This is a genomic window from Wohlfahrtiimonas larvae (genome assembly GCF_002006755.1).
GTDB classification, from domain to species: Bacteria; Pseudomonadota; Gammaproteobacteria; order Cardiobacteriales; family Wohlfahrtiimonadaceae; genus Wohlfahrtiimonas; species Wohlfahrtiimonas larvae.
On the sequence record NZ_MVDO01000036.1, the window covers coordinates 1 to 10,695 of the forward strand.

Sequence of the window (10,695 nt, forward strand, 5' to 3'; positions counted from 1 at the left end):
ATCCCAATGCTTGCAGATTTCTGATCAAACGTAATGTTAGGGTTAGGATTGCTGCCGCCTTTATTGATGCGCTCTGAGTAATATTCTACACGCACAGCACCATGAGAATGAACGCCACGAGAATCAGCATACGCTAAATGATCAGCCACAGCTTCGGCATGAATTTCAGGCAAACCTGCTTTCATGAATTTATTTTTCATGAGAGATTTTAATTCATCAAATGTAACGAGTTTCATTTTTTCTTCAGACATAATTTCTTCCTTTGAAAAATTGCTAGTAAAAATTTAATTTTAGTATAACGAGAAATATACACATAAGGGTAGGTGATTACGCATATGAATGATGTTGTATGAAAAATTGATCAAATGTACGTTTTTTATTAAAAATAATAAATATATTTTTCTGCTTGACGAAAGTTTAAAATCAATTTATGTTAATTGGTATGAAAACTAATGTAATGAACAAATCCCTACTACGACTTATTCTGCTGTAATCGCAAAGATTGCAGCCTTCGCTGTGTCTATCGACATAGCAGTTATTTTGAATAAGAAACGAGAAGAGATTTTTAATGTTTATTACGTATAAGTACCCAAGTTCTACAAATTCTATGTTAAATCGTGATCATCGACGTTGGTTCGTATGGTGTTATGCTTTATTGCTGCGATTATCATTCTAAAAACAACTTTATAAACAAATTATTTGAAACATAAGATTTAATTCAGCAGGAATAGAGGAAAAATCATGATCCATAACCCAGAAACTAAATATCAATCATTTGCACCATTGAAATTAAAAGATCGCACTTGGCCAGATCAAGTGATCGATAAAGCACCACGTTGGTTATCATCAGACTTACGTGATGGCAATCAGGCTTTGATTGAGCCTATGAATATCGAACAAAAATTAAGAATGTTTGATTTATTGATCGAATGTGGATTCAAAGAGATTGAGGTGGCTTTTCCATCAGCTTCTGATACTGAATTCACATTTGTGCGCCGTTTGATTGAAGAAAATCGCATTCCAGAAGATGTGACGATCCAAGTATTGACGCAATCACGTGAAGATTTAGTTGTACGAACATTTGAATCATTGAAGGGTTGTAAACAAGCGATTGTTCATATCTATAATGCAACATCTCCAACATTTCGCCGTGTAGTATTCAATAAAACAAAAGAAGAAGTCAAAGCGTTGGCAGTATTTGGTATGAGTTTGGCAGTTGAAGAAGCGAAGAAATATCCTGAAACAGATTGGACATTTGAATATTCACCAGAAATTTTCACAGATACTGAAATGGAATTTGCGGTCGAAGTCTGTGAAGCTGTTGTTGAGGTTGTTAAGCCAACGCCAGAAAAGCCAGTCATCTTTAACTTGCCTGCAACGGTAGAAATGGCAACACCCAATGTATATGCGGATCAAATCGAATATTTTTGTCGTAATATCAGCTGCCGTGATAGCGTGATTGTGAGTTTACATACGCACAATGATCGTGGTTGTGCTGTCGCTGCGACAGAGTTGGGCTTGATGGCTGGTGGTGATCGTGTAGAAGGCTGTTTATTTGGTCATGGCGAGCGCACAGGTAATGTGGATTTAATTACATTGGCATTGAATATGTACACACAAGGCGTGGATCCTGAATTAAATTTTTCACAAATCAATAAAGTTGTGCGCGAAGTGGAGTATTGTACAGCAATTAAAGTACATCCTCGTCATCCCTATGCAGGTGAGTTGGTATTTACTGCATTTTCTGGTTCACATCAAGATGCAATTCGCAAAGGTTTATCCGACATTAAAAATAATCCTAATCAAATGTGGAAGGTGCCTTATTTGCCGATTGATCCTTTGGATGTGGGGCGTTCATATGAAGCGGTTATTCGTGTAAACAGCCAATCAGGTAAAGGTGGTATTGCATATTTATTAGAAGAAGATCATGGCATTAATATGCCGCGCCGTTTGCAGATTGAATTCAGTCGTGTGGTGCAAAATGAAGCGGATGGCAAAGGCATTGAAGTCACATCACCGATGATTTTTGATTTGTTCAATCGTGAATTCTTAAATAAAGGTGCTGTATCCATTGAACAGCCAATTAATATTGTAGAAGATGAAAATGGCCATACTGAAATTACAGTGGCGATTCATACACCAACACAAAAATATGCAGCGAAAGGGCAAGGTAATGGTCCAATTGCAGCATTGGTGAACGCTTTGAATACAACATTAAACATTGATGTGGATGTTGTGAGTTATCACGAACACGCAAGAAGTCAAGGTTCTAAAGCGGAAGCAGTCGCATTTGTAGAGATGCAGGTGGAGGCTAAAACGTTATTTGGCGTTGCAATTCATGCAAATACAGCAAGAGCATCCATTGATGCAGTCATCTCTGCTTTGAATCGCGCAATTGTAAAAGGTTTAGTTGAAGTAAAATAATTCTAGATTCTTATTGTAGAGTTGATAAAATAGCGAAGTCCATCGATTGGGATGGACTTTTTTGTTATATGGGTTGTGTTCGGTGGCTATCACGTTTCGGACACAAGAGTACACTATGTATTGTCTTAGGATGAAAAATCCTCGGACTCACCATTTCTTTGAGAGAATTCAATATGAGCTATTTATTTACATCAGAATCTGTGTCAGAAGGACATCCAGATAAAATTGCTGATCAAATTTCAGATGCTGTTTTAGATGCAATCATCCAAAAAGATCGACATGCACGCGTTGCGTGTGAAACTTTGGTTAAAACTGGCGCTGCGATCATTGCAGGTGAAATTTCAACCAGTGCATGGGTTGATTTAGAAGACTTAGTACGCAATGTGATTACTGGGATTGGTTATAACTCTTCAGATGTGGGTTTTGATGGTGCAACTTGTGCAATCATTAATATGATTGGTAAGCAGAGCGTAGATATTGCTCAGGGTGTTGATCGTTCTAAGCCAGAAGATCAAGGTGCAGGTGACCAAGGTTTAATGTTTGGTTATGCATCAAATGAAACTGACGTTTTAATGCCAGCGCCGATTACATATGCACACCGCTTGGTGGAGCGCCAATCAGAAGTTCGTAAATCAGGCTTATTGCCATGGTTAAGACCAGATGCAAAAAGCCAAATCACATTTGCGTATGATAATGATGGCAAAATCCAAGGGATTGATGCAATCGTTCTATCTACTCAACATAATCCTGATGTTTCTCAAAAGGATTTGAAAGAAGCAGTGATGGAGTTGATCATCAAGCATGTGATTCCTAAAGAGTGGATTACAGAAAATACTAAATTCCATATTAACCCAACAGGTAACTTCGTGATTGGTGGCCCAGTCGGTGACTGTGGTTTAACTGGTCGTAAAATTATTGTGGATACTTACGGAGGTATGGCGCGCCATGGTGGTGGTGCTTTCTCTGGTAAAGATCCATCCAAGGTTGACCGATCTGCTGCATATGCAGGTCGTTATGTTGCAAAAAACATTGTTGCAGCAGGATTGGCAGATAAATGTGAAATTCAAGTTTCTTACGCAATTGGCGTGGCTGAGCCTACATCGATCTCCATCACAACTTTTGGTACAAACAAAATCCCAGAAGCAGATATCGAGCGTTTAGTGCGTGCGCATTTTGACTTGCGTCCTTATGCAATCACAACAATGTTAGATATGTTGCACCCAATTTATCAACCGACAGCTGCATATGGTCACTTTGGTCGTGATCCTTATGAGATTACATATCAGAATTCTGATAATGTAGAAACAAAAGCAACGGCATTCAGTTGGGAAAAGACGGATAAAGCTGAAGTTTTACGAAGCGAAGCAAAACTATAACTTGACTTTTTGTGATAAACGGCTAAAATTTTCGTTTATTTTTGCGTTAAAGAATATATTAAGGATTCATTATGAAACGTACATTTCAACCAAGCGTAATCAAAAGAGCACGTGATCACGGTTTCCGTGCACGTATGGCAACTAAGAACGGTCGTAAAGTTTTAAATCGCCGTCGCGCTCGTGGTCGTGTTAGATTATCTGCATAATCATTTGTGATTGCTAAAAAGGCGCTGTTATAGCGCCTTTTTACATTTTAGAAAGAGATAATCTTGATGTCATACAGTTTTACAAGAGAACAACGATTATTAACGGCCAAAGATTTTGGTTATGTTTTTGATCATCCTACTCGATTATCGGATCGTTTTTTTACGGTATTGGTTAAAAAACAATTGTCAGCCAAGCCAGCAAGACTCGGACTAGCCATCGCTAAGAAGAACCTAAAAAGAGCGCATGATAGAAATTTAGTTAAGCGAATTGTGCGTGAATCTTTTCGGCTTAATCAAGAAAAATTGATGGGGTTTGACATAGTAGTGCTTGTCAAAGGCAACGTTTCCTTAGATAATCGTGATCTGTTACATCAATCATTGAAACAACATTGGGAGAAAGTAGAAAGGTTGTGAAAACAATTTTAATTGGATTAATTAAAATGTATCAACTATTTTTGAGTCCATGGGTAGGGCAGCAATGCCGATTTACACCATCGTGCTCGAATTATTCTATTGAAGCCATTCGCAAGCATGGCGCGATCAAAGGTTGTTGGCTGACATTCAGGCGTTTGATCCGTTGCCATCCATTTTGTGATGGTGGTGAAGACCCTGTTCCCTAGAAGCATTTCTGTTAATTTTTGAGTTTAAAGATATTACTATGCAAAATAATCGATTAATACTCTGGGCAATCTTCGGGTTGCTTGCCTTTATGGTTTTTAGTAAATGGCAAACAGCAAATTTACCCGTAGCACCTCAGACTGCAGAAACTGCACAAGTTTCTCAATCAATCTCGCCAGCCGCTGATGGCTCCGTTCCAGCAGTGAATGCACCCGAAACATCAGTAATTCCTAATGCAATGGCAACTCAAGCGAAAACCATTACAGTAGAAACGGATGTATTATCTATTAATATTACATTGGCAGGTGGTGATATCTCCGATGTTAAATTATTGAAATACTCTGAAAGCTTAGAGAATAAAGATGTGCCTTTTGCATTGTTATCTTCTAATCCATCTCGTTTATTTGTGAGTCAGACAGGTTTGATCGGTGCGACAGGACAAGCTAATTTCTCTCATAATGTCACGACATTCAATGCTGAAAAAGAGCATTATGTTTTGGCTGATGGCCAAGATAGCATTATTGTTCCAATGACTTACGTTGATCCTGACACAGGTTCAATTTTAACAAAAACTTATGAATTTAAACGTGGTAGTTATGATATTGGTTTTACACAAAAATTAACCAATAATGCATCTACACCTTGGGTGGGGCTGAACTATCTTCAATTAGTTCAAAAAGACCCTAAGGCGAGTGGGCATATGGTGGGCGCATCTAGCTATACTGGTCCAGTATTCTCTATGGGTGATGAAACTTATAAAAAAGTACCTTTTGATAAACTTGCAGAAAAGGCTCCTGCCATTAAACAAGACGGTACTTATGGTTGGGTTGCTATGATCCAACAATATTTTACTTCAGCATGGTTAGGGTTAGATGGTAGTGCTCATACGGTAGAGGTGGCTAAGTTACCTGGTGATATCGCAATGGTTCGCTTAATGGGTAGTACAACAGTATCTGTGCCTGCAGGCGCAACATATGAATTTAAAAATAGCTTATATTCTGGTCCAAAAATTAAGAAAAATTTAGTTGCAGCTGGTGAATATCAGTTGGCTGATGGTAAAGAAGGTAATGCAAAATTAGAATTAACTTTGGATTATGGTTGGTTCAGCCCAATTTCAGCATTGATGTTGATTGTTCTTGAGTTCTTCCATGGCTTCGTAAATAACTGGGGGTGGTCAATTATATTGTTGACATTTACAGTGAAATTAGTGCTGTATCCTTTTTCTGAAAAAGGTTATCGCTCAATGGCAAAAATGCGCCATTTAGCACCAGAAATGCAACGTTTGAAAGAGTTGTATGGCAGCGATAAACAGAAAATTGGCCAAGAAACTATTGCGCTTTATCGTAAAGAGAAAGTGAATCCAATGGGTGGTTGTTGGCCAATGTTGATCCAGATTCCAATTTTTATTTCATTGTTCTGGATGTTACAAGAAAGTGTTCAATTACGCCAAGCACCATGGATCTTATGGATTCACGACTTAGCAATTATGGACCCTTACTTCATTCTACCAATCATTATGTGTGGCACGATGTTTGTTCAACAAATGTTTAACCCGCCACCACCAGATCCAATGCAAGCAAAAATTATGAAGTTCATGCCTTTAGTATTTGGTTTTATGTTCTTGTGGTTTGCTTCAGGTATCGTTTTATATTGGATCGTGAACAACTTGTTAACAATCCTACAACAGTGGTTGATCAATCGTCGCATTGAAGCTGCTGAAAAGAAAGCAAAAGCATAATTATATTTAATGCTTATTTGTGATACTCCTTGCCTACAGTGAGGAGTATTATTTTATGGTATAGTTTTTAATTTATTTGATATGAAATCTCCTATAATGGTGACGTTATAGGAGATTTTTTATATGAGGGAATCATGAAAGAGACAACCATTGCAGCGATTGCATCTGGTATTTCTATTGGCGGTGTTGGCATTATTCGTATTTCAGGCCCGCAAAGTTATGCTATTGCATTAGAGATTTGTCTTAAAGAATCTTTAGTGGCTCGCCATGCAACATTCACGCAGTTCTATAATGGTTCAAATGAAGTGATGGATGAAGGTATTGCTATCTACTTTAAAGGGCCAAACTCTTTCACTGGTGAAGATTCTGTGGAGCTGCAAGGCCATGGTGGTTTAGTAGTATTAAATCGTGTACTAAAGCGTGTTTATGAACTGGGTGCTGAGCCTGCTAAAGCGGGTGAATTTACTGAGCGTGCATTTTTAAATGGTAAATTGGATCTTGTCCAAGCAGAAGCCATTCATGATCTCATTATGAGCCAAAGTGAAGCACAGGCAAAAGCTGCAATGAATTCTTTATCAGGGCAGTTTTCTATGAAAACTAGTACAATCAGTGAAGCATTAATTCATTTACGTGTTTATGTGGAAGCATCCATTGATTTTAGTGAGGAAGACATTGATTTTATCTCTGATGGCAATGTACTGGCTCGCTTGAATGCAGTTGAAACTGATATTGTGAATTTACTGCAAAATGCTAATCAAGGAAAATTACTGACAGATGGTTTAACGGTGGTATTGGCGGGTAAACCTAATGCGGGAAAATCAAGTATTTTGAATGCGTTATCAGGTGAAGAGAGTGCAATTGTAACAGATATTGCGGGGACAACGCGCGATACATTGAAAGAAAGCATCATTATTCATGGCTTGCCACTGCATATTATTGATACAGCTGGTTTGCGTGAAACAAACGATGTAATCGAGCAAGAAGGGATTCGCAGAACTCGGGAAGCAATGAAAAAAGCAGATTTGATCTTATGGATACATGACGACCAAGATCAAAGTGCGGAGCAGGATATACTACTAGAATCACTGAATGCGCCAATACTACATATTCGAAACAAGATCGATTTAACAGGTAATGAAGTTGGTAGGGTAGAGGATACAATCATGCTATCAGCGAAACGTAATGATGGTATTGGGCTATTAAAAGATGCAATTGTAGAAGCTGTACAGTTTCAGCCTAATCAAGGTACATTCAGTGCGAGAGAGCGCCACTTGATTGCTTTAAAAGAAAGTTTAGGTCATTTAGATGTTGCCAAAAAATTATTAAATGAGGGGCATAGTATCGATCTTGTGGCAGAAGAAATTCGTTTAGCACAAGATGATATTGGATTAATTACGGGTAGATTCACAACGGATGAATTATTGGGTGAAATATTCTCAAGTTTTTGTATTGGGAAGTAAACAGAATAATTGACTACTTATTGACAACTTTTCATTCGTCATGATTATTAAATTTCTTTTGAGAAAAAATATGGTTGCAGTATTATATGAAAGGTTGTCGAGTCAACTCTGAATGGAATGGGGATATGAAAAAATTTGATGTATTAATCATAGGTGGTGGCGTTTCTGGTACGTCACTTTTATATCAGTTGTGTCGTTTTACAGACCTAAAATCGATAGGTTTGATGGAGCAGTATGATGCAATTGCTTCAGTTAACTCACAAAGTTTCAATAATAGCCAAACGATTCATAAAGGTGACATTGAAACAAATTACACTTACGAAAAAGCTAAAGCAACTAAGCGTACAGGTAACATGATTGTTAACTATGTGACTAAGTTGGCAGAGGAAGATCGTAATGGCATTGTTGCCAAATACCCAAAAATGGTTTTAGGTGTGGGTAAGGAAGAGTGTGATGGCTTAAGAAAGCGTTTTGAAGAATTCAAACCCCTTTTCCCAAATTTAAAAGCATTGGACCGTGAAGGTATTCGTGCGATTGAGCCAAAAATAGTAGAAGGACGACCAGAAGATGAAGAAATCTTTGCTTTGGGAGCCTTGGATGAATATGTTGCATGTAATTACCGTGCGTTATCTGAATCTTTTGTAAAAGAAGCTAAAAAGGCCGCTGATAATCGAGATGCAAATTGTGACATTATGATGTCAACAAAAGTCACAGACATCAAAAAAGTGGGAGATATATTTCAAGTACACACAGCCAATCCAAAAGTTGGTGTTGTCGAAGCGAAATATGTTGTGGTTTCAGCATGTGGTCATTCTTTATTATTTGCTCATAAAATGGGTTATGGCTTAGATTTAGCATGTTTACCAATGGGGGGGTCATATTACTTCACGCCTGAAGTATTGAACGGTAAGGTATATACTGTTCAAAACCCTAATTTGCCATTTGCTGCGGTTCATGGTGATCCTGACATTGCCGTTCCTGGTAAAACTCGTTTTGGGCCAACAGCAATTGCATTGCCTGTATTAGAACGCCGTAATTTAAAAACTTTTGCAGATTTCTGGAAAGTATTTAGTCTTGCACCTAGCACAATGTCAGCATTATGGAAATTGATGAAAGTTAAGGATATTCGCAACTATACTTTGACAAATTTCTTATATGAAATTCCATATTTGCGTGAACGATTATTCTTAAAAGAGATGAAGAAAATTATTCCTGCATTAGAATTAAGTGATGTGAAATTTGCAAGAGGATTTGGTGGTATTCGTCCGCAAGTGATTGATAAAAATCAACGTAAATTGATCATGGGTGAAGCTAAGATTAATCCTGGCACAGGTATTGTATTTAACATGACACCATCACCAGGTGGTACATCATGTTTGGGTAATGCTGAAAAAGATATGTACTTAATTGCTAACTTCTTAAAATGTAACATTGATAAAGCCGCATTTGACGAAGTTTTATTGAGTGGTGAAGTGGATCTTCTAGAGATTGACCGCCCAGATGAAGGCTCTTTAGTTGAAGTATAATTAAAAGATGCCATGAATGAGAAAATAAAATCCTGCACTTAATGTGTGGGATTTTTTTGATGAAGATCAAATTTTCACAAATGAACAAAAACTTACACTTTTATGTGTTTTATGGTTAAGTATCTGAAAAATATTCTGTTAGTTTAGTTATAACTATTTGAGATTTATGCGGATTAAATAAAAAAATAGAGATTTATATAGTAATTACATAAAATATTAACCATGATTTTTCTGATGTACTTGGCATTATTAAGTTTAAATGTTTGAGATACGGTATGATTAATAAAAAATATCAAATAATGGTGTGAGTAAATACAATGAAATATTCTAAAATATCTGTCCAAAAACTTGTGTTTTTAGCCTCAGCAATGGGAACGATTGCATTATCTAATGCTAATCAGTTTGAACCATCGACAACACCGATTTTTAGCACACCACAGGCTAAGCCTAATATTCATATGGTTTTAGATGACTCAGCATCCATGAAGAATGTTGATGTTATGGCACCTGAACATGCTTTTGGTTTTGGGATACCAGCGTGTGAACCTCAAGGAAAGGCATGGAGTGATGAGCGCAAGGCGAGAGGTGAATATGATCCTTTTCAAGATAGCAAATATGTGCCTTGGGATGATAGTAAGGCGATTAATGGTTTAATTAATGGTAAAAAGAAACCACCTAGAATTATGGATTGTGCCTTTGTCATGCGTAAAGAAGCTTTAGATCATACTGTTCGCACGTTATTATATAAATATCGTGAAAAAGCATATTTAGGGATCTCTGTTTTGTGGCAAGTAAATAATCAGGGAGATAATAGTATTTTTGATAGTGTCATTCGTTTACCATTAGATGACTATAGTACATTAAGTAGCACTGAATTTGAGCAAAATGTTATTAAGCCTATTTCCAAATTAATTATGACCTCCCCAGGTTTAACGCCCTTATATCCTGCGGTTTATGAAGCTGTAAAAATGTTTAGAGGTCAACCTGTTACTTTATTTGGCCTGAACAATAATGATATGGTTTGGAATATAGGTGGGGGATATTTCGAAGAAGATGAGAATGGTAACATATATTATTCATATAAATTATTGGAAACGCCTTTGCGTTATCGTTGTCAACAAAATCATATGATTGTGATGACAGATGGTGAGCCTAATAAGGCAGAAGTTTGGGGAATTGATCCAAATGATGGGGTTAGAGTAGATTATATTCATCCTTTAGCAACTCATGCGAAGATTAATGGTGTTAATATTGGTTATGATGGCCTTCTCAATAATGGTAAAGTCATAGGAAATATAACATCTCAGGTTGATTTGCGTGATGCGCATAAACCAATTTACAGAAATG

General features: G+C 37.2%; 9 protein-coding genes and 1 pseudogene. 9 read left to right on the top strand and 1 reads right to left on the bottom strand.

Annotation, left to right across the window (positions count from 1 at the left end):
• On the bottom strand, nucleotides 1-251 hold a 251-nt coding region (locus tag BZK14_RS02520), incomplete at its 3' end, for an Ldh family oxidoreductase (RefSeq protein WP_245831127.1).
• A gap of 490 nt (nucleotides 252-741) precedes the next feature.
• Here BZK14_RS02520 and leuA point away from each other — a divergent pair.
• The 9 genes and pseudogenes from leuA to BZK14_RS02565 all read left to right on the top strand — a co-directional run.
• A complete protein-coding gene (leuA, locus tag BZK14_RS02525) occupies nucleotides 742-2,424 on the top strand; it encodes a 2-isopropylmalate synthase (RefSeq protein WP_077925028.1) in 1,683 nt (560 codons plus the stop codon).
• A gap of 173 nt (nucleotides 2,425-2,597) precedes the next feature.
• On the top strand, nucleotides 2,598-3,800 hold the full coding sequence (gene metK / locus BZK14_RS02530) for a methionine adenosyltransferase (protein ID WP_281249054.1): 1,203 nt from the start codon (nucleotides 2,598-2,600) through the stop codon (nucleotides 3,798-3,800).
• A 71-nt stretch (nucleotides 3,801-3,871) separates the two neighbouring features.
• Complete coding sequence (rpmH, locus tag BZK14_RS02535) at nucleotides 3,872-4,006, top strand: 50S ribosomal protein L34 (protein WP_077925030.1); 135 nt, start codon at nucleotides 3,872-3,874, stop codon at nucleotides 4,004-4,006.
• Between the two features lie 66 nt (nucleotides 4,007-4,072).
• Nucleotides 4,073-4,420, top strand: coding sequence for a ribonuclease P protein component (gene rnpA, locus BZK14_RS02540; RefSeq protein ID WP_077925031.1), 348 nt, complete (start codon nucleotides 4,073-4,075; stop codon nucleotides 4,418-4,420).
• Nucleotides 4,417-4,626: a membrane protein insertion efficiency factor YidD gene (yidD, locus tag BZK14_RS02545; RefSeq protein ID WP_077925032.1), complete on the top strand. Its 210-nt coding sequence runs from the start codon at nucleotides 4,417-4,419 to the stop codon at nucleotides 4,624-4,626. The genes rnpA and yidD overlap by 4 nt, the downstream gene beginning before the upstream one ends.
• A gap of 38 nt (nucleotides 4,627-4,664) precedes the next feature.
• Nucleotides 4,665-6,362 carry a membrane protein insertase YidC gene (gene yidC, locus BZK14_RS02550; protein WP_077925033.1) on the top strand — a complete coding sequence of 566 codons (1,698 nt, stop codon included), beginning with the start codon at nucleotides 4,665-4,667 and terminating at the stop codon, nucleotides 6,360-6,362.
• A gap of 134 nt (nucleotides 6,363-6,496) precedes the next feature.
• The gene (mnmE, locus tag BZK14_RS02555) at nucleotides 6,497-7,822 is read left to right on the top strand and encodes a tRNA uridine-5-carboxymethylaminomethyl(34) synthesis GTPase MnmE (protein ID WP_077925034.1); all 1,326 of its coding nucleotides are present in this window, start codon (nucleotides 6,497-6,499) and stop codon (nucleotides 7,820-7,822) included.
• A 125-nt stretch (nucleotides 7,823-7,947) separates the two neighbouring features.
• Nucleotides 7,948-9,348: an FAD-dependent oxidoreductase gene (locus BZK14_RS02560; RefSeq protein WP_077925035.1), complete on the top strand. Its 1,401-nt coding sequence runs from the start codon at nucleotides 7,948-7,950 to the stop codon at nucleotides 9,346-9,348.
• Between the two features lie 317 nt (nucleotides 9,349-9,665).
• A pseudogene (locus BZK14_RS02565) lies at nucleotides 9,666-10,695 on the top strand (hypothetical protein); the annotation flags it as partial.

What these genes read in the sequence shown, in the direction of transcription:
- yidC (WP_077925033.1), top strand. Translation starts at nt 4,665, where the DNA reads ATGCAAAATAATCGATTAATACTCTGGGCAATCTTCGGGTTGCTTGCC.
- leuA (WP_077925028.1), top strand. Translation starts at nt 742, where the DNA reads ATGATCCATAACCCAGAAACTAAATATCAATCATTTGCACCATTGAAA.
- BZK14_RS02560 (WP_077925035.1), top strand. Translation starts at nt 7,948, where the DNA reads ATGAAAAAATTTGATGTATTAATCATAGGTGGTGGCGTTTCTGGTACG.
- metK (WP_281249054.1), top strand. Translation starts at nt 2,598, where the DNA reads ATGAGCTATTTATTTACATCAGAATCTGTGTCAGAAGGACATCCAGAT.
- rnpA (WP_077925031.1), top strand. Translation starts at nt 4,073, where the DNA reads ATGTCATACAGTTTTACAAGAGAACAACGATTATTAACGGCCAAAGAT.
- mnmE (WP_077925034.1), top strand. Translation starts at nt 6,497, where the DNA reads ATGAAAGAGACAACCATTGCAGCGATTGCATCTGGTATTTCTATTGGC.
- rpmH (WP_077925030.1), top strand. Translation starts at nt 3,872, where the DNA reads ATGAAACGTACATTTCAACCAAGCGTAATCAAAAGAGCACGTGATCAC.